At 58.5% G+C, this 21633-nt stretch carries 16 protein-coding genes and 1 pseudogene; 8 read left to right on the top strand and 9 right to left on the bottom strand.

Annotated elements, in window-relative coordinates; translation table 11 throughout:
• Positions 1-143 precede the first annotated feature (143 nt).
• The 5 genes and pseudogenes from ACA073_RS14340 (at position 144) to ACA073_RS14320 (ending at position 7436) form a co-directional block, all read left to right on the top strand.
• Positions 144-2270 (top strand): annotated as a pseudogene (locus ACA073_RS14340) (TonB-dependent siderophore receptor).
• Positions 2271-2505: 235 nt separating this feature from the next.
• Positions 2506-3675, top strand: a complete 1170-nt coding sequence (locus ACA073_RS14335) for an acetyltransferase domain-containing protein (protein ID WP_497397060.1) — start codon at positions 2506-2508, stop codon at positions 3673-3675.
• A 341-nt stretch (positions 3676-4016) separates the two neighbouring features.
• Positions 4017-6578 carry a nitrite reductase large subunit NirB gene (nirB, locus tag ACA073_RS14330; RefSeq protein ID WP_497397058.1) on the top strand — a complete coding sequence of 854 codons (2562 nt, stop codon included), beginning with the start codon at positions 4017-4019 and terminating at the stop codon, positions 6576-6578.
• The gene (gene nirD / locus ACA073_RS14325; RefSeq protein ID WP_497397056.1) at positions 6578-6955 is read left to right on the top strand and encodes a nitrite reductase small subunit NirD; all 378 of its coding nucleotides are present in this window, start codon (positions 6578-6580) and stop codon (positions 6953-6955) included. The genes nirB and nirD overlap by 1 nt, the downstream gene beginning before the upstream one ends.
• Positions 6956-6995: 40 nt before the next feature.
• On the top strand, positions 6996-7436 hold the full coding sequence (locus ACA073_RS14320) for a CBS domain-containing protein (protein WP_497397054.1): 441 nt from the start codon (positions 6996-6998) through the stop codon (positions 7434-7436).
• Positions 7437-7457: 21 nt separating this feature from the next.
• Here the strand turns inward: ACA073_RS14320 and ACA073_RS14315 are convergent, their stop codons facing one another.
• Together ACA073_RS14315 and ACA073_RS14310 are read right to left on the bottom strand one after the other, a co-directional pair.
• A complete protein-coding gene (locus ACA073_RS14315; protein ID WP_017339266.1) occupies positions 7458-8090 on the bottom strand; it encodes a response regulator in 633 nt (210 codons plus the stop codon).
• A gap of 26 nt (positions 8091-8116) precedes the next feature.
• A complete protein-coding gene (locus ACA073_RS14310; RefSeq protein ID WP_497397052.1) occupies positions 8117-9478 on the bottom strand; it encodes a cache domain-containing protein in 1362 nt (453 codons plus the stop codon).
• Positions 9479-9969: 491 nt separating this feature from the next.
• Here ACA073_RS14310 and ACA073_RS14305 point away from each other — a divergent pair, with 491 nt between their 5' ends.
• Positions 9970-12027 carry a carbon starvation CstA family protein gene (locus tag ACA073_RS14305; protein ID WP_497397050.1) on the top strand — a complete coding sequence of 686 codons (2058 nt, stop codon included), beginning with the start codon at positions 9970-9972 and terminating at the stop codon, positions 12025-12027.
• A gap of 14 nt (positions 12028-12041) precedes the next feature.
• Positions 12042-12239, top strand: coding sequence for a YbdD/YjiX family protein (locus ACA073_RS14300; RefSeq protein ID WP_497397048.1), 198 nt, complete (start codon positions 12042-12044; stop codon positions 12237-12239).
• A 140-nt stretch (positions 12240-12379) separates the two neighbouring features.
• Here ACA073_RS14300 and ACA073_RS14295 read toward each other — a convergent pair whose 3' ends face one another.
• The 6 genes from ACA073_RS14295 to ACA073_RS14270 form a co-directional block, all read right to left on the bottom strand.
• Complete coding sequence (locus tag ACA073_RS14295; protein ID WP_497397046.1) at positions 12380-12862, bottom strand: hypothetical protein; 483 nt, start codon at positions 12860-12862, stop codon at positions 12380-12382.
• 6 nt (positions 12863-12868) lie between these two features.
• Positions 12869-13492 carry a hypothetical protein gene (locus ACA073_RS14290; RefSeq protein ID WP_497397044.1) on the bottom strand — a complete coding sequence of 208 codons (624 nt, stop codon included), beginning with the start codon at positions 13490-13492 and terminating at the stop codon, positions 12869-12871.
• A 155-nt stretch (positions 13493-13647) separates the two neighbouring features.
• Positions 13648-13938, bottom strand: coding sequence for a hypothetical protein (locus ACA073_RS14285; RefSeq protein ID WP_497397042.1), 291 nt, complete (start codon positions 13936-13938; stop codon positions 13648-13650).
• A 171-nt stretch (positions 13939-14109) separates the two neighbouring features.
• Positions 14110-14688, bottom strand: coding sequence for an S-(hydroxymethyl)glutathione synthase (gfa, locus tag ACA073_RS14280; protein WP_497397040.1), 579 nt, complete (start codon positions 14686-14688; stop codon positions 14110-14112).
• 70 nt (positions 14689-14758) lie between these two features.
• The gene (locus tag ACA073_RS14275) at positions 14759-15646 is read right to left on the bottom strand and encodes a DUF2950 domain-containing protein (RefSeq protein WP_497397038.1); all 888 of its coding nucleotides are present in this window, start codon (positions 15644-15646) and stop codon (positions 14759-14761) included.
• A gap of 26 nt (positions 15647-15672) precedes the next feature.
• Positions 15673-17127 (bottom strand): DUF3300 domain-containing protein, encoded by a 1455-nt coding sequence (locus ACA073_RS14270; RefSeq protein ID WP_497397036.1) that lies wholly within the window; start codon positions 17125-17127, stop codon positions 15673-15675.
• A 282-nt stretch (positions 17128-17409) separates the two neighbouring features.
• Between ACA073_RS14270 and ACA073_RS14265 the strand changes: the two genes are divergently transcribed.
• Positions 17410-19410: a peptidase U32 family protein gene (locus ACA073_RS14265; RefSeq protein ID WP_497397034.1), complete on the top strand. Its 2001-nt coding sequence runs from the start codon at positions 17410-17412 to the stop codon at positions 19408-19410.
• Between the two features lie 144 nt (positions 19411-19554).
• On the opposite strand, the gene ACA073_RS14260 is transcribed toward ACA073_RS14265, so the two are convergent.
• Positions 19555-21150 (bottom strand): sensor domain-containing diguanylate cyclase, encoded by a 1596-nt coding sequence (locus ACA073_RS14260; RefSeq protein ID WP_497397032.1) that lies wholly within the window; start codon positions 21148-21150, stop codon positions 19555-19557.
• Positions 21151-21633: the final 483 nt, after the last annotated feature.

Below are 21633 nucleotides of genomic sequence, written 5' to 3'. Positions count from 1 at the left end.
GATTTGCAGGAGCGCAGGCAGTACTTGGGAAAATGGAAATTTGAATGAGAATGTGTATCAAATACTAATGGTATGGTATACCGTGCGCCGCGATTTGTTGGCACGTATGCCATCCCATTGGTTATTTTCTCAAGGTTTCCTAGATGCGTCGTACTCTGGTTTCTATCTGCGTGCTTCAGGCTTTTTCTGCTTAAGCCTGCGCGGAGCAAGCTACAAACGATAAAGCCAGTCTGGAATTGCAAGCGACCGACATCGTCGGTACGTCGGAGTATGAAACGGCTCAAGGGCCGGTGAAGGGCTACCGTGCAACGCGTTCCGCCAGTGCGACGCGAACCGATACTGCTATTCATGAAACACCGCAGTCCATCAGCGTGGTGACCAAAGATGTTGTTGAGGACATCGGAGCTACCCGCCTTCAGGATGCGCTCGACTACGCCGGCGGAGTAGGTCGGGCAAACAACTTCGGCGGCCAGGGCCTGACCACCTTCACTGTGCGTGGATTTACCACCGGCGAGTTCTATCGCAACGGATTTCCGATCAACCGTGGTTATCCGAACATGCCTGATGCGAACACCATCGAGCGGCTGGAAGTACTGCGCGGCCCTGCGACCATGCTCTATGGTCGGGGTGATCCTGGTGGCACGTTCAACGTGGTCTCCAAACAACCAACGGCTGAACGTACTGTGACGTTGGGCAGCCAGCTCGATGATCAAGGAATGAAGCGTGGCACGCTGGATGCCTCCGGCCCGCTCGACGAAGAGGGGCGCCTGGCTTATCGCCTGAACGTGGTGGGAGAGGGCGGTGATACTTTTCGCGATCATGTAGAAACCGAACGTTACGGCGTGACGCCGGTTATTTCCTGGCAGGCCACCGACGACACCAAGGTGATCTTCGAGGGCGACTTCATGCGCAATAATCACCCGCTGGATCGCGGCGTGACGCGCTATCCGAAACAGATTGGCACCGCGTCTCGTGACACGTTCTTTGGTGAAAAAGACGCCGGCAAGTTGCACAACGATAACAACATGGCCCAGCTGCGTTTCGAACACTTCCTGAATGACGACTGGACATTGGGTGGTGGTTTCCAGTGGCTCGATGGCACGTTGCAGGGCAACGCCGTCGAAGCGAACGGTGTCGCTGCCGACGGACGCACGCTGGGACGCAACTTCAACTATCGCAAGCTGGAGTGGACGGATAAAGATACCCAACTCAATCTCACCGGGCATTTCTCCACCGGTGGTTTCGATCACACATTGTTGACCGGTGTCGAGTACGAGGATTACGACTACAAGTCCATCATCCAGCGCTCCAGCGGTGCGGTCGGTGCCTACCCGATTGATATCTTCAACCCGGTGTATGGCCAGCCTCGTCCGGCCTTGACCCGAACGCCGACCAACGACCAGGAAAACCTCAAGACCTACGCGGCCTTCGTCCAGGATCAGGTGGCGTTGACTGAGCGGTTGAAGGTGTTAGCCGGCGCCCGTTTCGAGCGCTTCGAGCATGACTATGAAACCTTCGTACCGGGTGGTCGCAGCTGGCAAGCGAGCGACAATGCGGTGACGTCGCGTCTCGGAGTGCTTTACGACCTGACCGATACCGTGGCGGTTTATGCCGATACAGCGCGCTCATTCAAACCCAATACCGGGGCCAGTCGAGAGGGTGGCGGCTTTGAGCCGGAAAAGGGCAAGTCCTATGAGATGGGTATCAAATGGGAAGCTCTGGATCGCCAGTTGAGTGTTGACGCGGCGATCTATCAGATTGAAAAACGCAATGTCCTTACCACCGATCCCGTTGACTCGACCTTCAGCGTGGCGGCTGGCGAGGTACGCAGCCGTGGCTTTGATCTGAACGTGGCAGGCAACGTAACTCCAGAGTGGCGGGTGGTTGGCGGCTATGCCTATGTCGACGCCGAGGTCACCAAAGACAACGTGATCCGGTCGGGCACCCGGTTGATGAACATTCCCAGGAACAGCTTCAGCCTGCTGAACGTTTATGAGTTTCAGGACGGTGCTCTCAAGGGGCTAGGCTTGGGTGTGGGGGGTAAATACGTCGATGAACGTGCGGGCCAGACGGCTAATACAGCGTTTACGATGGGCAGTTACACCGTCGTCGATCTGCTCGGCTTCTACAAGATCAATGACAAGGTCAGACTTAATCTCGATGTGAAGAATCTGTTCGACCGGGACTATGAAGAAGGCGCCTTTGGCAATGTCTACGCTTACCCTGGTGAGCCGAGAACCGTTCAGGTCGGTGTTTCTTACACACTCTGACGATCAAACCGGTATTGCTGCACCCACCTAACACTGTAGGAGCGAGCTTGCTCGCGATGGTCGTTAACGAAAACGCGTGTTGCCTGGGTAAACGCGGCGTTCTGAAGTCCATCGCGAGCAGGCTCGCTCCTACAGTTTCCAATATGGAGTTGAGATGTTATAGGGTAACAATATAGTATCCTCGTCCGTCTTTTCGGCGGGACACTTTTATTCACCCTTGCGTTGCGAAACCTCCATGACCATTGCGCTCCCTCGTTCCACCGGCACGACAGTCGGCCGGCTCCTTTCCATCGATGCATTGAGAGGCATGGTGATTCTGTTCATGCTGCTCGACCACGTCCGCGAGACCTTTTTCCTGCATCGACAGGTGACTGATCCCATGGACATCGCCACGACCGAACCCGTCTTGTTTTTCAGCCGCACGCTCGCTCATCTGTGCGCACCGGTCTTCGTGCTGCTCACCGGTCTGTCGGCCTGGTTGTACGGGGAGAAATACGCTGGCAAGGCTGACGTTTGCAGTTTTCTGTTCAAGCGAGGTCTGTTTCTGGTGGTGCTTGAATTCACCCTGGTCAACTTCGCCTGGACATTCCAGCTGCCGCCGACGGTCATCTATATGCAGGTGATCTGGGCCATCGGCTTGAGCATGATTGCGCTGTCGGTGATGGTCTGGCTGCCGCGTCCGATGTTGCTGCTCCTGAGCCTGGCGATCATCGCCGGACACAACCTGCTGGACGCGCTGCACTTTCCAGTGGAGTCGGCGATGCACGTACCCTGGGCGATTCTCCATGATCGCGGCTGGATCGAACTGTCCGAAGGGCTTCGGCTGCGCACGTCCTATCCGGTGCTGCCGTGGATTGGCGTGATTGGCCTGGGTTATGCCATGGGACCGTGGTTCGGGCGAGCGGCGGACGCGAGGGTGCGCCAACGCGCATTGCTGATCTGCAGCGTCGCCGGGCTGGCGGGATTCATCGCGCTGCGGCTGCTCAATGGCTATGGCGAGAAGCCCTGGAGCGCGGGCGATACGTCCCTGCAAACGCTGATGAGTTTTTTCAACATCACCAAATACCCGCCGTCGCTGCTGTTTATTGCGCTGACCCTGAGCGTCGGATGCTTGCTGCTCCTGGGGTTTGAACACTTGCAGAAGAGCCAGTGGCTGCGTCCCTTGACGGTCTTCGGATCGGCGCCGATGTTCTTTTATCTTCTGCACCTGTACGCGCTGAAGGTTTTGTATGTCATCGCGGTCGCGCTGTTCGGGTTGAATCAGGGCGCATGGTTTGGCTTCACGTCGGTAGGGGCGGTCTGGATAACGGCCATCCTGCTCGCCATTGCGCTATACCCGCCGGTTAAAGGGTTCTCCGGATTAAAGGCGCGACGTCGAGACATTGCCTGGCTGAAATACTTTTAATACCTATGTTCGTGCACTTTTATAAAGCCGTGAAGCGTGCCGATGCACTATGCGAAGGCAAAACGTTGGGGCGAAATCCACGGCGAAAACCCCGACAAGCAGCCTGGAGCAGCACTTTTACGATCTGGCACAAACACTGCAACACACCGAACAGGCCCACCCTGAATGCAGTCGAGTGGGCAGCCCCCTCGGTCAACGACGATCGATTCGTGGGCAACATCGGTGGATCAGGCATAGACGTCTGGTACTGACACCGCAAAAGAACAGGCAAAGACGCCTGGAACCGAAAGGTTTCAGGCGTTTTTTTTTGCTTTTTGAACCGCTTTAGCCGGGTGCTTCTTATGAATTCCAATGTTGCCGCGTTGAACAAATTGCAAACGCTGATCGTGATCGGCAATGGCATGGTCGGACATCATTGTGTCGAGCAATTGATCGAGCGGGGGGCGCTTGCCCAGTATTGCTTGCATGTGTTCAGCGAAGAGCCGATGCGCGCCTACGATCGCGTGCATCTTTCCGAGTATTTCTCTGGCCGTGATGCTGAATCCCTGGCCCTCGGCGAAGCCTCGCTGTACCAGACACCGGGCGTAACTCTGCATTTGGGCGTGCCGGTACTGGAAATCGACCGCGACCGTCGCGAAGTGATCACCGCGCAAGGTTGTGTTCCTTACGACAAATTGGTCCTGGCCACCGGGTCGTATCCGTTTGTGCCGCCGATCGAAGGCGCGGAGGGCGATTCACGCCTGGTGTATCGAACCCTTGAAGACCTCGACGCCATCCGCGCCGCCGCTGCGAACGCCCGACGTGGTGTCGTGGTCGGCGGTGGCCTCCTGGGCCTTGAGGCTGCCAACGCGCTGAAGAGTCTGGGCCTTGAAGCGCATGTGGTGGAATTCGCCCCGCGCCTGATGCCGGTGCAACTGGACGAGATGGGTGGCCTTGCGCTCAAGTCGCAGATCGAAAGGCTGGGCGTCGGCGTGCACCTGTCGCGCGCCACTCAATCGATCAGTGCGGGCGAGGCGTATCGCTACCGTATGAATTTCGCCAACGACGAGTTTCTTGAGGCCGACCTGATCGTGTTCTCGGCCGGCATTCGCGCACAAGATGCGCTGGCCCGGCAATGCTCGCTGGACATCGGTCCGCGCGGCGGCGTCGTGATTGACGACGAATGCCGGAGCAGCGATCCGGACATCTACGCCATCGGCGAGTGCGCCTCGTGGAACGGCAGTCTCTTCGGCCTGGTCGCTCCGGGCTACCAGATGGCGCGCAGTGTTGCGGCACGCCTGTGTAATGAGATTGCCGAGCCCTTCATCGGCGCCGACATGTCGACCAAACTCAAGCTGCTGGGCGTCGATGTCGGCTCCATCGGCGATGCCCACGGCCACACGCCGGGCGCGCGCAGTTATCAGTTCATCGACGAAACCACGGCCAGCTATCGGCGATTGGTGGTGGATGCCACCGGCAAGCACGTTATCGGTGCGGTGCTGGTCGGCGATAACAGCTATTACGACACGCTGCTGCAATACATGCAGAACGCCATAGCCTTGCCGACGGAACCTGCCAGCCTGATTCTGCCGTCCTCCGAAGGCGCCCCGACGCTGGGCCCGGGCGCGTTGCCCGAGTCGGCCACGGTCTGCTCGTGCCACAACGTCACCAAGGGTTCTATCTGCTCGGCCATCGACGGTGGCTGCACCGACCTCGGCCTGCTCAAGGCGCAGACCAAGGCCTGCACGGGCTGCGGCGGTTGCGCGGGTTTGCTCAAGCAAGTCTTCGAACACGAGTTGATTGCCCGTGGCGTCAGTGTCGACAAAAGCCTCTGCGAACACTTCGCCTACACCCGTCAGGAGTTGTATGCACTGGTGCGGGTAGAAGGGGTGATCACCTTCGAAGAGTTGTTGGCCAAGCATGGCCGTGGCCACACCGGGTGCGACGTCTGCAAACCGGCGGTTGGCTCGATCCTCGCCTCGTGCTGGAACCAGCCGATCATGGACCCGTCGCTGGTGCCGTTGCAGGACACCAACGACACCTTCATGGCCAACATGCAGAAAAACGGCACCTATTCGGTGGTGCCGCGCATTCCCGGTGGCGAGATCACCGCCGACAAGCTGATCGCGATCGGTGTGGTGGCGAAGAAATACGACCTCTACACCAAAATCACCGGCGGCCAGCGTATCGACCTGTTCGGTGCGCAGTTGCATGAACTGCCCGACATCTGGGCGGAGTTGATCGAAGCCGGTTTCGAAACCGGGCACGCTTACGGCAAATCGACCCGGACGGTGAAGTCATGCGTCGGCAGCACCTGGTGCCGTTACGGCGTGCAGGACAGCGTGCAAATGGCCCTGACGATCGAGGATCGTTACAAAGGTCTGCGTTCGCCGCACAAGCTCAAGTTTGCGGTGTCCGGTTGTACCCGCGAATGCGCCGAGGCCCAGAGCAAAGACGTGGGCGTGATCGCCACCGAGAAAGGCTGGAACCTCTACATCGCCGGTAACGGCGGCATGCGTCCGCGCCATGCCGAACTGTTCGCCACCGACCTCGACGACGAAACCCTGATCCGCTACATCGACCGCTTCCTGATGTTCTACATTCGCACCGCCGACAAACTGCAGCGCACCTCGGTGTGGCGTGAAACGCTGGACGGCGGCCTCGATTACCTCAAAGACGTGATCATTCACGACAGTCTCGGACTTGGCGCGGAACTTGAATCGCAAATGCAGTGGGTGGTCGACCGCTACGAATGCGAATGGGCGAATGCCCTTAAAGATCCGGAAAAACTCAAACGCTTTCGTACCTTCGTCAACGACAAGCGCCCGGACCCGGACATCCATTTTGTCCAGGAGCGTGGCCAGCGGCGCCCGATCATGGCCGCCGAACTCAACCTGATTCCCGTCATCGAGGAGATTGCCTGATGAGCCAGTCTACTACCCAACGCATCAATGCCCTGGCCGACACCAATGTCTGGCAAAGCGTGTGCGCGCAACAGGATCTGGTCAGTGATTCCGGTGTCGTCGTCTGGCTCGACGGCGCACAGGTGGCGCTGTTTTATTTGCCGCGCGCTGAGGGCCGAACCCTCTACGCCATCGACAACCACGACCCGCAATCCGGGGCGAACGTCATCGGGCGCGGGTTGGTCGGCAGCATCAAGGGCGATCTAGTGGTGGCTTCGCCGATCTATAAACAGCATTTTCGGCTGGAGGACGGCCGTTGCCTGGAGTATCCGCAACAACGTCTGCGTGTGTGGCCGGTGCGGTTGAACGGCGACGTCGTGGAAGTCGGGGTGGCTTGAGAGTAATTAACCGCATTGCACAACGGAACCGGAGGCATGGATGAAAACAGCCGCACAACTGCTGAAACTCAAGGTCGTGCAAAACCAGCACGTCCATAGCATCGCGCCCGACCAGATGGTGCTCGAAGCCCTGAAGCTGATGGCCGAAAAAAACGTCGGCGCGCTGCCGGTCATCGACGCCGGGCAAGTGGTCGGCGTGATCAGTGAACGCGACTATGCACGCAAGGTTGTTCTGCAGGGACGTTCTTCGGTGGGCACGCCGGTACGCGAAATCATGAGCGCACCGGTGGTGACCGCCGACAGTCGGCAGAGCGTCGAGCGCTGCATGGCCGTCATGACCGACAGTCATCTGCGCCATCTGCCGGTGGTGGAGGGAGGCGAACTGATTGGCCTGTTATCGATTGGTGATCTGGTGAAAGAAGCCATCGCCGAGCAGGCCGATCTGATTCGGCAAATGGAGCATTACATTCGCGGGGATTAAGGGGGGCGACAAGGAAGAGCCCTATGGGGAAATGATCCCGTGATCGATCGCGTACTTGACCAGCGCCGCCGGTTTGTCGATGTTGAGTTTGCGGCGGATGCTCAGGCGATGGGTTTCTACGGTACGTACGCTGATGTCCAGATCGCGGGCCATTTCCTTGTTGTTCATCCCTTGCGCCATTTTGTACAGCACCTGGCTTTCACGCGGTGTCAGCTCATTGTCGGTGCTTTTATCGGCGATGAGCCGCTGGGCGATTTCAGCACTGTAGAACGTCCCGCCGCTGGCAATGGCTTCGATGGCCGCAATGATTTCCCGTGACGGTGCATTCTTCAGCACGTACCCGCTGGCACCTGAGCGAACGGACTCACTCACGTATTCGTAATTGTCATACATGCTGAGCACCAGCACTTTGAGCGACGGGTACTGGCTGCGCAGCAAGCGGGTCAACTCCAGGCCGTTCATGTCCTTGAGGCTGATATCGACCAGCAACAGATCCGGCTGACAGCGCCCGACCATCTCGATGGCGTCCGCACCATTCTCGGCTTCACCCACCACTTCCAGCGGGGCCATGACAGACAGCAGCGCCTTGATCCCGTCGCGGACCAAAGAGTGATCGTCGACCAGGGCGACGCGGATCGGGGAGGGCAGGTTCATCACGGGCATTCACTCTTATTGTCAGGTCAGCGTTTTGCGCCGGGCATTTTCATTGGCAGCAGCACGTCCAGCTCACTTCGTCCCGGCATCGAGATCAGGTCGAACCGACCCCCAAAATGCTCGACACGCTCACGGATATTGCGCAGGCCAATGCCGGCGTGCAGACGTTCGACCTGGGCGACGTTGAAACCGACGCCGTCATCGATCACCGTCAGCCGTATGGATTCTTCAGACCCGTGCAGGGTAATGGAAACGTTTTTCGCCTGTGCATGGCGTTCAATATTGGTCAGGCCTTCCTGCACGATGCGGAACAGCGAAACCGCTGCACCATCGACCAGATGGCAGTCGAACTCGTTGTCGTTGTAGGTCACGGTAAGTCCGCTGCGTTGCTCGAATTCTTCGGCAAGTTGGCCGATGGCCGCGGACAGGCCAAGGGTGTCGAGCAAGGATGAGCGCAGGTCGTGGGAGAGGCTGCGAACCTCGCCAATCGCTTCTCCCAGCCGCTCCGTGGCCTCTCTTAAAATGCTCAAGCCTTTGTCTTGTCCGTGCTCCAGGACATGGCTGGCCAGTTCGAACTGGAACTTGATCGAGACCAGCACCTGGCTGATACCGTCGTGCAGCTCCCGGGAAACCCGCGATCGTTCTTCCTCCTGCAGACTGACGATGCGCTGGGTCAGGCGTTGCAGTTTTTTGTCGGCCAGACGGTGTTCGCTGACATTCAGCGTCATGCCGCTGGCAAACACGAACAGCACGGCCACGAGGGCCACGGCGGCAATCGCCAGCATGGTTTTGCGGATGCCCATCGCCACTTCGTCACGCGCCTGCTGAGTGGCGCGTTCAACGTCTTCAAGGTAAATGCCGGTGCCGAGCATCCAGCCCCAGCGATCCAGCATTACCACGTAGGCGAGTTTGTCGGTCACCTGGCCAGAGGAGGGTTTGTTCCAGGCGTAGCGCTGAAAACCTTCGCCCGATTGCGCGCTCTTGAGCAATGCCTGGATCACCGGCAGGCCGTGCGCGTCCTTCATGTCCCACAAATACTGACCCACGAGCTCCGATTGCCGCGCGTGCATCAGGCTGCGGCCCTCGCGGTCGTACACGAAGAAGTAGCCATTGATGCCAAAGCTGAGTTTGCGCAGTTCTTCCAGCACGCGTTGCTGGGCGTGAGCGTCACCGTGGCCGTCGTCGTACAGCGGCGCGATCAGGCTTTGCGCCATTTCCACGTAGTTTTTCAGTTCAGCGCGCTTGCTGGCCAGAATGCTGTCTTCGATCAACTGCGCCTGTTGATCACCCAGTTGGCGGTTCAGGGAAATCACCAGCGCACAGATGACCGCAATCGCCAACACCAGCGGCAGAATCCCGAGCGCGACGATTTTGTGTTTGAGCTGCATCTGGGCTCCTGAGTTCTTTGTAGGAGCGAGCTTGCTCGCGATGGTCGTCAACGAAAACGCGGGGTTGCTGAATAGACGCGTTGTTCTTGAATCCATCGCGAGCAAGCTCGCTCCTACAGGGATGGCGTTAGGCGAAGGCCGGCATCATATGCCAAAGATACGCGCGTCCAGTAGCGCTGCTGGACGGAATGACTTGTGGTCATGCTGAAACGCAAACTCCCTGTGGGAGCGGGCTTGCTCGCGAAAGCGTTGGGTCAGGCAACATTGATGTCGACTGACACACCGCTTTCACGAGCAAGCCCGCTCCCACAGGGGTTTTGCATTTCAGCTGATGGATAAGTGTCATCTACGTAGAACTACGTAGACATCACGTACGTAGTAACGCGGATTTATTTGTGGACAGCATGCGCGGATATTGGGCCAGCTCCGCACAGCGGACACAATTATAAAAATTACCGCCGCAGTCACTGGCTGTCGGCAGGAGACACGCTATGCCCCGTCTGGCTAAACACCTCGCCTGGTTTGCCGTGGCTGTTCTGGGAGCGTTTGCGCTGAGTGTCGTGGCCCTGCGCCGCGGCGAAGCGATCAACGCCCTCTGGATCGTAGTCGCAGCCGTCGCCATCTACCTCGTTGCCTATCGCTACTACAGCCTGTTCATCGCCAACAAGGTGATGCAACTCGACCCCAATCGAGCCACGCCCGCTGTACTCAATAACGATGGTCTGGACTACGTACCGACCAACAAACACGTACTTTTCGGTCACCACTTCGCGGCCATCGCTGGCGCGGGGCCGCTGGTCGGTCCGGTCTTGGCGGCGCAGATGGGCTATCTGCCCGGTACGCTGTGGCTGATTGCCGGCGTGGTGCTGGCCGGTGCGGTTCAGGACTTCATGGTCCTGTTCATGTCTACCCGCCGCAATGGCCGCTCTTTGGGCGACATGGTCCGTGAGGAAATGGGCCGCATTCCCGGCACCATCGCGCTGTTCGGCTGCTTCCTGATCATGATCATCATCCTCGCGGTGCTGGCACTGATCGTGGTCAAAGCCCTGGCTGAAAGCCCGTGGGGCATTTTCACGGTGATGGCGACCATCCCGATCGCGATGTTCATGGGCATCTACATGCGCTACATCCGCCCGGGTCGCATTGGCGAAATCTCGGTGATCGGCGTGTTGCTGCTGCTCGGTTCGATCGGGCTCGGTGGGCAGATTGCCGCGGATCCGGTCTGGGCCAAGGCCTTCACCTTTACGGGCATTCAGATTACCTGGATGCTGATCGGCTACGGTTTCGTCGCCGCGGTACTGCCGGTGTGGCTGATTCTGGCACCGCGTGACTACCTGTCGACGTTCCTGAAAATCGGCACCATCATCGCTTTGGCGATTGGCATCCTGATCACCATGCCTGATCTGAAAATGCCGGCATTGACCCAATTCATCGACGGCACCGGGCCGGTGTGGAAGGGCGGCCTGTTCCCGTTCCTGTTCATCACCATCGCCTGTGGCGCGGTCTCCGGTTTCCACGCGCTGATCGCTTCCGGCACCACGCCGAAGTTGCTGGCGAGTGAGGGGCATGCTCGCTACATCGGTTACGGCGGCATGCTGATGGAATCCTTCGTGGCCATCATGGCAATGGTTGCCGCCTCGGTAATCGAGCCAGGCGTGTATTTCGCCATGAACAGTCCAGCGGCCATTGTCGGCGCTGACGCGGTTTCGGTTGCGCAGACGGTCAGCAGCTGGGGTTTCCTGATTACCCCGGAAGCGCTGCAAGCGGTGGCCAGGGACATCGGTGAAACCACCATCCTGGCTCGCGCCGGCGGTGCGCCGACCCTGGCGGTCGGTATTGCGCAGATCCTGCACCACGTCCTGCCAGGTGAAAACACCATGGCGTTCTGGTACCACTTCGCGATCCTGTTCGAAGCGCTGTTCATCCTGACGGCGGTGGACGCCGGCACCCGTGCCGGACGCTTCATGCTCCAGGACTTGCTCGGCTCCTTCGTACCGGCGCTGAAACGCACCGAATCCTGGACCGCCAACCTGATCGCCACCGCCGGTTGCGTGGCGATGTGGGGTTACTTGCTCTATCAAGGCGTGATCGACCCGCTGGGTGGCATCAACACCTTGTGGCCGCTGTTCGGCATCTCCAACCAGATGCTGGCCGGTATCGCGCTGATGTTGGCGACCGTTGTGCTGATCAAAATGAAACGCCAGCGCTACGTCTGGGTGACCATGCTGCCAGCGGTTTGGCTGCTGATCTGCACCACCACCGCCGGTTTTATCAAGTTGTTCGACGCCAACCCGGCCATCGGTTTCCTCGCTCTGGCGAAGAAATACAGCGACGCACTGGCCAACGGTCAGGTACTCGCCCCGGCCAAGAGCATCGAGCAAATGCAGCACGTGATCTACAACGCCTACACCAACGCAACGCTGACCGCGCTGTTTTTGCTGGTGGTCTTCAGCATCCTGTTCTTTGCCCTCAAGGTCGGTATCGCCGCCTGGGGAACCAAGGAACGCACGGATAAAGAAGCGCCATTTCAAGCGTTGCCGGATGCCTGATCGAGGAGTGCAGCATGTTCAATGACCTGAGTCGCCTCGGTAAATACCTCGGTCAGGCCGCGCGTCTGATGGTCGGCATGCCCGACTACGACAACTACGTCGAGCACATGCAAAGCAAACACCCGGACAAACCGGTGATGAGTTATGAGATGTTCTTCCGGGAGCGTCAGGAAGCTCGTTACGGTGGCAAGGCCGGGCCGAAGTGCTGTTAACCTGACGTCAGGTTGACGCAATCCCCCTGTGGGAGCGGGCTTGCTCGCGAAAGCGGTGTGTCATTCAACATTTAAGTTGACTGACACGCCGCTTTCGCGAGCAAGCCCGCTCCCACATTTTTTTTTTTGCGCAGCAACTTTCAGGGCCTGCGTTCGATAATGGTTCGCCCCGGTTCACTATGGCAATCAAGTTTGTCCCGATAGTAGTGACACAACGATTGCAGCACATCACTGGCACAGGCCCCGCTAATCCTTCTATCAATGGCAAAATTCGCCACGTCCCCTTTCAGTTGAACATCCACCCCTGACACTGTCTCCAGTCGCTGCTTGATCTCTCCCAGAGTCCAGGGCTTTGCACTGAACACGATGCTGTCGGCCGGGTATTGTTTATTCAGCCCCCAATAGATGCCTCCCAATACAGCGAAGCATGTCAGCAGGCAAAGCAGGGGAGGCGGCAACTTCAAATGGAGTTTGTCATAGATGACTTCCGTGAGCGTTTGCCAGAGCTTCAGGCGAAAGGACAAGCCAAGGCCCACAAGCAGCAAGATCGCGGCACCGATCATCGCCACTATCAAACCTGTCCGGTCAAGGTCCGACAGTTCCCCAAGGCATGTGAAGTTCATGAGCCTTCACCTCTGTGCTGGCGAGAAGTAAAGAATGCGCAGTTGAATATCTTTTCTGTAATTGATCTGAACATAACCGCGACCCAGTTCAACGTCGCTCTCGGCATCCCACCTAAGGATCTGCGGCTCTTTTTTGCCGAGGAAAATCGCTTCCAGTTCGCCACTGTATTTCTGTGCCACATCCTGAATCACGGCATCCAGCTGCTTGATCGGAGCTTCTGCTATTTGCGCGGCTGCGCGAAACAGGGTGGCGCGGGCCATGACAGGCAAACTTCGCTCTATGAATTCGTGATCGCTGAGTTGCGTGATGTTGCCCGTTTTTACGAACTCGAGATAACGACTGAAAATCTCAGGAGCGACGTCCAGTTGGGCCTGTAGAGTGTGGGTGCCCAGCCTCGGGTTAATCAGCACATCGGGATTGGCGCCGATACCGGCGAAGGAGATCTCGCAGATGCTGGCTTTTGCGTACATGAATACACCACAGGCACCACTCGTGCCGTAGGCTTGATAGTCCCGGCTGCTGAACTCGCATTCACAGGTTTTGACGTCGGCTGGAGCGCTGCTTGCAGCCGATGCGACAAGAAGGAGTCCGCCAAGGACCCCGGCGGGTAAACCCGGATATAAAAGCATAGGAAGGTCTACCTCTTTTCATGTAGAGGAAGATGCGTTGTGTTGAGCGTAGCGGGAGGTTGAAACTCTGCCTGTGCAGGGAAGGGCATTCAATGCGCGGATTACGGCAACACTTCCACGACACCGATAATGGCGTGAAGGATCGTCAGGACGCGCTAATTGATCTGCACAATGACCGGACCTTCCGTGACGACCGGTGGGAACGCGTGGATGTGCGAGGCGTTTTTCTGAATCCAGTCGCGAGCGACTTTCATGCTCTCATCAGTGCCGGCCTTGTCCGTGCAAACGGTTATCGATATACCGCCATCACCGAGAGGTAGCAGTGTGTAGCTTGCGAGGCCAGGCACTTTCCGGAGGGCAGTTTCGACGTCGGCCTTTTGCTCTTCCAAAAAATCGAAAAGCTGTTTTGCGCCAGGACCCGAGTAGGTTCTTATGACCGCGTACATGGTTGTCTCCTTTTGCGAGTTACCGTCTTGATACCCATCCAGATTCGCGGGTGGCCGCTATCACCTGGATTTCAGTTCGTACCGATCTATTCAGCTTAGTCAAACGCCGGTGACAGGCGAAATGCAACGACCACCGGCAGCTCCTGGCCCGGAGCCGCGGCGGTCGATCAATCAGGCGGCGGGGAGCAGGCCTTTCTGTTTGGCGACATGTGTCGCCATTGCGTCCATCAAGTCCGGGGACAGGCAGTCATAGGGCTCCAGGCCGATCGAGCGCAGGCGCTCACGGATGGCCTTCATTTGCGCTGGCGGTGTGCCGGTTTCGATGATGGAGGACACGAACGCCGCGAAGCCCGGCGCAGCCCATCCGCTCTGGGGAGAGAGCTCGGTGTGGACGAAGTCCAGGCCATAAAAGGCATGGTCCTTGTTCTCGATCCGCCCGAAGAGATGGGCGTGGCACTGCCTGCAGGCGTGGCGCTGGATGGTGGCGGTTTCGTCGACAATGGCCAGTTTTTCACCGTGGGCAGTGACGCTGACCTTGTCCCGAGGTACTACGGCAATGACGGCGAATGTCGCGTTTTGCGGCTTCCAGCATTTGCTGCAGCCGCACGCGTGGTTATGCAGGGTTTGCGCGTCGATCCTGACCTCGACCTTGTCGGTCGCACACAGGCATTGCAGGGTGCCCCCGGTGAAATTCGCGGCGGCGGGTTGGAAACCATTGTCCAGTGCAGGGTGAAGTTTCAAGGTGCTCATGCTGGCGTCTCCATTTCAGGGTGGCAGACCAAAGTGCCTGGTGCCGTGCCCCAGGCGCCGTTCGAAGTGTTTACTCTTGACCAGCAGTCTCCACCTTCCAGCTGTCATCCGGGTCAAAACGCTTCATCGACCGTGCCACTTTTTCACCCTCGGGTCCCAGGTCCTTCTCGAACACCTGACCTTCATGGCTGATCATGAAACTCATGACCCCGGTGTCAGCGTATTTTGCCGGCCAGGCGATCAGTGCAAAGCCACGGTTCATCTTGTCACCTATGAGGTAGCTGTAGGCGCCGCCAGGTGCCGAAGGACCTTGACCTTCAAGAATGCGGAAGTGATAACCGTGCCAGTCTTCGCCGGCAATGGCTTTGCCGAACGAGGGCCCCAACGGGCTGATCTGATCGCTATCGTCGTCGGCCCAATAGAGACCGTCGTGCTTTCCGGCGGTGCTGAAGATTTTCTGCGCATACTCGAGTGCGCCGTCACCGTCACGGTCCACTGACGAATAGTCCATCTGGGCGTCGTGATAAGTCCGTACGGATTGCAACGCGGCGAGTTCGTTGCGGCCAATTCGACGTGCACGGACTTCGGCTTGACCGGCCTTGATGTCGAAGCGCCAACCGTTCCCGACTTTTACCATGGGTATCGGCAGTGTCCAGTGGTCGCTGCCGACCGACAGGCGCGCCTTGCGGTCGCTGGTTTTTTCGATGGAATGTTGCTCGCGGTATTGCTTCAAAAACGCATCCACATCACTGCGCTGAACACCTTCGCGGGGTATGAAACTGTGCCACTCATTACCCAGCAACTCTGTCAGGCGCGTCTGATCGGCGTGTTCCGTCCCCAGTGCTTCGACGAACGCTTGAGCGGCCTTTTCGGGTGTTGGAAATGTCTGCTGTGCGGTAACGACGCACGACCACGCCACGCCGGCAGTCATCGCCAATACCTGGGGGAGCAAACCCATGAGTGACTTTATCCGAGGATTGTTTTTCAACGACGGCCCCCTCGTTGACGCGCGGGTGGATTAGACGGTCGACTGATCTGGTGGCCCGCTGATCGCGAGGCACTGGCGCGCTGGGCGGATACCTCGCTGGCCCGGCCACGATTGGCTTGGGCGTTGGACTGGGACGGTGATCGCGCGCCGGCGAATGCATTGTTGCGGGCACTGCCCGCACTGGCGGACGGCCTGTTTTGCGCCGTTCCCTGTCCGCGCGGGTTCACCTGAGCGGTCTTGTTCCTGGGTTGCTGGCCCTCCCGAGTGTTTCTGGCACTCCCCTGGCTCCTGTCAGACGACTTCGCTCTGTCTGTGCCTTGCAATCGATTGTTGGTCGAGGTTGCGGACTGAGCTTCGCGCGCTCGATCTCGGGCTTCGCGGTTGCTGGTGGCAGGTCGTTCGATGCCCTGCTTGTCCATGGCACCTCGGGCTCGTTCACGAGCCTGGGCACGCTCGGCATTATCCCCTCGATAGGCCTCACGCTGATTGGCACCGTCCAGTTGTCGGCCGTACTGTTCGCGGCTCCTTCCGTCTCGGTAGGGAACACCATCGCGATGAAGGGTGTTGTGCTGCCACTTGTTCTGATTATTGGTGATGCGGTTGTTGGCATTGATGTTGTTGTAGCGATTGACGTCGATGTCGATGTCGTTGTTACCCCAGTCACATTCACCCCACAGCGCGCCGACGATAGCCACACCGGTACCAAACGCCAGCCCGGCCATCAATGCCGAACCGGGGTAATAGGCTGGCGGTGGCGGGTAGTAAACAGGAGGTGACGCGGGATAGGACCAGGTCCCGTATGTGGTGGTTGGGTTGTAACTGGGAACGTACACCACCTGTGGATCAGAGGGCTGGATGATGATGGTGGAAGTGCTGCTGGCAGGCGCCGGAGCCGGAGCCGGAGTGTCGGGAGCCGGGGCCGGTGCCGCAAAGTTCTGAACCGTCACGTTCTGATATTGATTGCTCTGCAGATTGCCTGCCGCTTGCGCCTGATGACGCAGGCGTTGCACGGCCCCCATGACATCGTCGGGCTGCGCCAGGAAGGCATCCCCGAGACGTTGTACCCAAACGGGGTCCTGCCCCAGCGTTGCCAGCACCTGTGGGAAGGCGACCAGCGCCTGCACACTCGGGTCCCAAGTCTGGTTCGCCACTTGTTTGACCGCATCGTCACCCTTGGCGTCCGGGTGTGATTTAGACCAGGTCACCGCCTCGGTGACTTCGCCGGGGTACGTGGTGGCCATCAGTACCTGTGCCAGCAGTGGATCCGGGTAGAGTGCAATGGGCGCCAGCATTTGATCCAGTTGCTCCTGATTAAACACGGCATCTTTGACGGCCGCCGTGACAGGGGCTGTATCTGAACCGTTCGCGGTCGCATCCAATGGCTGCGCCAGGCAGGAGTATCCGTTTAAAAACAGTGCCGCAGACACTGCGAAAAATAATGGAATGCGCATTGGCCCCCCATGTGCTCAGGCAGGCTTGAACGGAATGGATCAATGTCAGGAAGGTTAAAGCCGATTTCGCAAACCAGGCCTCAGCCTCAATGCTGCTCTCTAATGGTAGCAAACAAATTTTTGTTGCCATTGATTCACGGCGGCGAATGGCCGAGTGGTCAGCGCGGGGCGAATGGAGTTGGCGGTATAGCGGGTAGCTACCACTCGGTAGCCCACGGGTGCCGGTCAAGCGTTTCGCCGCTACAATGCGTGCCTCGACCGTGACAAACCAGATAAAAAAATATGTCTCTGCCTAAACATCACCTGGAATTGCTCAGCCCCGCCCGTGACGTGAGCATCGCTCGCGAAGCCATCCTGCATGGTGCCGATGCCGTGTATATCGGTGGCCCAAGCTTTGGCGCCCGCCACAACGCCTGCAACGAGGTGAGTGAAATCGCCGGACTGGTGGAATTCGCCCGTCGCTACCACGCCCGGGTGTTCACCACCATCAACACGATCCTGCATGACAACGAGCTGGAGCCGGCCCGCAAGCTGATCCACGAACTGTACGATGCCGGTGTCGATGCGTTGATCGTCCAGGACCTGGGCGTGATGGAACTGGATATCCCGCCGATCGAGTTGCACGCCAGTACCCAGACCGACATTCGCACCCTGGCGCGGGCAAAGTTCCTTGACCAGGCGGGCTTCTCCCAACTGGTACTCGCCCGCGAGCTGAACCTGCAAGAGATTCGCGCCATCGCCGACGAGACCGATGCGGCGATCGAGTTCTTCATTCACGGCGCGCTGTGTGTGGCGTTCTCCGGCCAGTGCAATATTTCCCACGCACAGAACGGCCGTAGCGCCAACCGTGGCGACTGCTCCCAGGCCTGTCGTTTGCCGTACACCCTCAAGGACGATCAGGGCCGCGTAGTTGCCTACGAAAAACACCTGCTGTCGATGAAGGACAACAACCAGAGCGCCAACATTCGCGCGTTGGTGGAAGCCGGCGTTCGCTCGTTCAAGATCGAAGGGCGCTACAAGGACATGGGCTACGTGAAGAACATCACGGCCTACTACCGCCAGCGCCTGGATGATGTCCTTGAAGACCGCCCGGAACTGGCCCGCGCGTCCAGCGGCCGCACCGCGCACTTCTTCGTGCCCGACCCGGACAAGACCTTCCACCGTGGCAGCACCGACTACTTCGTCAGCGAACGCAAGATCGATATCGGCGCCTTCGACTCACCGACTTTCACCGGCTTGCCGGTGGGCGTGGTGGAGAAGGTTGGCAAGCGCGACTTGCAGGTGGTGACCTTTGAACCGTTGTCCAACGGCGACGGCCTCAATGTGCAGATCAAACGCGAGGTGGTGGGATTTCGCGCCAATATCGCCGAGCCGAAGGGTGAATTCGACGAAGATGGCCAGAAACGCTATCGCTACCGCGTCGAGCCCAACGAGATGCCGGATGGAATGTACAAGCTGCGGCCCAACCATCCACTGAGCCGCAACCTGGACCATAACTGGCAGCAAGCCTTGCAGAAGACTTCCGCCGAACGTCGCATCGGCCTGACCTGGGTCGCACAACTGGACGAGCAGCGCCTGCAACTCACCGCCACCAGCGAGGAGGGCGTCAGCGCCAGCGTGTCCCTGGACGGCCCGTTCGGTCTGGCCAACAAGCCGGAGCAGGCCCTCGAGCAACTGCGTGACCTGCTCGGTCAATTGGGCACCACCGACTACCACGCCACCGCCATTGAACTGGAGGCAACCCAGGCGTTCTTTATCCCCAACTCGCAGCTCAAGGCCTTGCGCCGCGAAGTGATCGAAGCGTTGACCGTGGCCCGCCTGCTGGCCCATCCACGGGGAGGTCGCAAGGCCGAAACCAATCCGCCGCCGGTGTACCCGGAATCGCACCTGTCGTTCCTGGCCAACGTCTACAACCAAAAGGCCCGCGACTTCTATCACCGTCATGGCGTGAAGCTGATCGACGCGGCCTTCGAGGCCCACGAGGAAACCGGCGAGGTGCCGGTGATGATCACCAAGCACTGCCTGCGCTTCTCCTTCAATCTATGCCCGAAGCAAGCCAAAGGCGTCACCGGTGTGCGCACCAAGGTCGCGCCGATGCAACTGGTGCACGGTGACGAGGTGCTGACGCTGAAGTTCGACTGCAAGCCTTGCGAGATGCACGTCATCGGCAAGATCAAGGGACACATTCTTGATCTGCCGCAACCGGGCAGCATCAAGGAACCGATCGTCGGTCACATCAGCCCCGAAGACCTGCTCAAGACGATTCCTCGCGGACCCCACTGAGCGTGACGGGCGAACGTGATCCACTGTAGGAGCGAGCCTGCTCGCGATGGTCTTTAACGAAAACGCGTGTTTACTGGCTAAACGCGGCGCTCTTGAGTCCATCGTCGGAACGCCGCCCGGAGCAAGCTCGCTCCTACAATTTCCTTAACTGACTGGCTTATGGTCAGCCCGATCGCGTTGCGGATCTTCAGCACAGCACCAACGATTTCGTCCGCTTTGCTTCGCTGAATACAGAAAGGCGTCAGCGGTCTTTATCAAGGTGACTGGCGTTACGTCCTCAATGCTCGGTTGACTGACCGTTATGCCTGCGCTGGCAGTCACTTTCCCCAGCGGATGTTCGGAGTGTTCGATGTCCAGAGCTCGAATGGCTTCCAGAATATCTTGGGCGACCTGTATCGCACCCGCGCGGTCGGTATTGGGAAGCAGCACTGCAAATTCTTCTCCACCGTACCTGGCGGCCAGATCCCCGGGTCTTTTGATCGCTTGGTGGATCGCGCGTCCGACTGCGCTCAGGCAGTCATCGCCGGCGGCGTGCCCATACCTGTCGTTGTAGCGTTTGAAGTAATCGACATCGAGCAAGACCAACGCAAGAGTAGATCCGTTGCGCTGGGCCAAACGAATCTCATCCAGCAGCGCCGTATCCAGACGTCGACGATTACCCAGTCCAGTCAGGCTGTCAGTCAGCGCCATGTCTCGCATGGCTTTGTGTGCGTGACGTAACTCTCTTTCCACCCCCATTCTCTGACGGAGCTGACTCAAGACGATGAGCCCGAAAACCGCGAGAACGGTTATCAGGAAAACCAACACGAATCCTGTTTTTAGTAGATCACGACGCCAGGGTGCCGTGATGGATTCCCGGGAGAGCCCTGCTTCTACGACCAGGGGATAAGTGGTCAATGCTCTATAACCGTAGAGACGCTCAGTGTCATCTACCACCGCTGTTACTTCTGCGACGCCTTCGTTGGAGTTCGGCAGGTAGCTCTTGAAAATCTCGCTGTTCGCCAGGCTCTTGCCGACGACGGATGCGATGAAGGGGCGCCGCACAAGGATTGTTCCGTCGCGCATGGCCAGCACCAGGGCGCCCTTGTCATCGATTTTAAAGTCGCCGTAGTAGTCCACGAAGTAGCTGACCTTGATCGTTCCAAGCAGCACGCCTGCGAAAGACCCGTCAGGATTGTTCAAGCGGCGTGAAATAGGAATGATCAGATCGTTGGTGGATCTGCTTCTGACGACCTCGCCAATATGTACGTCCCCATCATCATGAGTGCGGTGGTACTGAAAGTAATCGCGGTCGGCATTGTTCGCCGGCTCTGGCGTCACTTCCTTGTCCGTCACGATCCACTGCCCGTCAGGGCCGTAAATGAACAGCCCGTGCAGTTGCGGCATTATTCTGGATTGCTCAACCAGGAGGTTGTGAATGCGAGGGATGTTGAGGTTCTGCAAGCCATCACCTTCGACGCGTTCACTGAGCGCAGCAGTCAGTACATCCACTTGTCGAATGGCATCTTCCGCATGCTGAGCTGTTGCACGCGCCAGATTTGTCACGGAGTCGCGGGCCGATGAAAAGGCAGCACGATAGTCACGCCACGTCCGCCAGCCCTCAACCGCCACGAAAGCGACGATTGCCACCAGCATGAAACTCACTGTGAGTCGGAATGTAGCGCCAGCTTGCACGGCTTTAGTAGAGAAGGGTTCAGTTGAGCGGTCTTCCTTCGGCGCTGGCTGCTTGCGTCCGAGCATCTACGTTTCCTTCTACGACTGAACTGCACACGGCACATGCCGAACCCGGCCGTCATCATATCAGCGGATTTAGTGACGGGCTAAAGGCCTGGTTCGGTATTGCTGGCCACCAGGACCGTATCGACGCGGTCTCCTGTGGTTTCAGCTCAAGAACTCGCCAAGGCACCTTTGAAAGTCAAATGAGCGTGTGATGCGCCCAGGCTATACAAGGCCGACAAACGACAGAATAACGAGGACGATCACAACGGCGCCGACGATGTAGATAATATTGTTCATGAAAACCACCTCTCTATCTGAACGGGATTTCGACACCGAGGTGTCTAGTACAGATGACCCCTTCGCTCGCAGTTCCGTTCCACGCGCCCTCTTGAGTTGAATGGAAAAAATCGGTGATACCCCGGCAGTCCTGAGTTAGCCATGGTCACTGGATGCATTGCATCAAGCGGTCAGGAATTACCTCGGCGTGATGCCGAGAGAAATGAG

It is taken from the genome of Pseudomonas sp. LBUM1670 (assembly GCF_059695695.1).
The sequence above is the reverse complement of the archived record's forward strand: the minus strand, read 5'-3'. Positions and strand labels throughout refer to the sequence as shown.

What these genes read in the sequence shown, in the direction of transcription:
- ACA073_RS14335 (WP_497397060.1), top strand. Translation starts at nt 2,506, where the DNA reads ATGACCATTGCGCTCCCTCGTTCCACCGGCACGACAGTCGGCCGGCTC.
- nirB (WP_497397058.1), top strand. Translation starts at nt 4,017, where the DNA reads ATGAATTCCAATGTTGCCGCGTTGAACAAATTGCAAACGCTGATCGTG.
- nirD (WP_497397056.1), top strand. Translation starts at nt 6,578, where the DNA reads ATGAGCCAGTCTACTACCCAACGCATCAATGCCCTGGCCGACACCAAT.
- ACA073_RS14320 (WP_497397054.1), top strand. Translation starts at nt 6,996, where the DNA reads ATGAAAACAGCCGCACAACTGCTGAAACTCAAGGTCGTGCAAAACCAG.
- ACA073_RS14315 (WP_017339266.1), bottom strand. Translation starts at nt 8,090, where the DNA reads ATGAACCTGCCCTCCCCGATCCGCGTCGCCCTGGTCGACGATCACTCT.
- ACA073_RS14310 (WP_497397052.1), bottom strand. Translation starts at nt 9,478, where the DNA reads ATGCAGCTCAAACACAAAATCGTCGCGCTCGGGATTCTGCCGCTGGTG.
- ACA073_RS14305 (WP_497397050.1), top strand. Translation starts at nt 9,970, where the DNA reads ATGCCCCGTCTGGCTAAACACCTCGCCTGGTTTGCCGTGGCTGTTCTG.
- ACA073_RS14300 (WP_497397048.1), top strand. Translation starts at nt 12,042, where the DNA reads ATGTTCAATGACCTGAGTCGCCTCGGTAAATACCTCGGTCAGGCCGCG.
- ACA073_RS14295 (WP_497397046.1), bottom strand. Translation starts at nt 12,862, where the DNA reads ATGAACTTCACATGCCTTGGGGAACTGTCGGACCTTGACCGGACAGGT.
- ACA073_RS14290 (WP_497397044.1), bottom strand. Translation starts at nt 13,492, where the DNA reads ATGCTTTTATATCCGGGTTTACCCGCCGGGGTCCTTGGCGGACTCCTT.
- ACA073_RS14285 (WP_497397042.1), bottom strand. Translation starts at nt 13,938, where the DNA reads ATGTACGCGGTCATAAGAACCTACTCGGGTCCTGGCGCAAAACAGCTT.
- gfa (WP_497397040.1), bottom strand. Translation starts at nt 14,688, where the DNA reads ATGAGCACCTTGAAACTTCACCCTGCACTGGACAATGGTTTCCAACCC.
- ACA073_RS14275 (WP_497397038.1), bottom strand. Translation starts at nt 15,646, where the DNA reads ATGGGTTTGCTCCCCCAGGTATTGGCGATGACTGCCGGCGTGGCGTGG.
- ACA073_RS14270 (WP_497397036.1), bottom strand. Translation starts at nt 17,127, where the DNA reads ATGCGCATTCCATTATTTTTCGCAGTGTCTGCGGCACTGTTTTTAAAC.
- ACA073_RS14265 (WP_497397034.1), top strand. Translation starts at nt 17,410, where the DNA reads ATGTCTCTGCCTAAACATCACCTGGAATTGCTCAGCCCCGCCCGTGAC.
- ACA073_RS14260 (WP_497397032.1), bottom strand. Translation starts at nt 21,150, where the DNA reads ATGCTCGGACGCAAGCAGCCAGCGCCGAAGGAAGACCGCTCAACTGAA.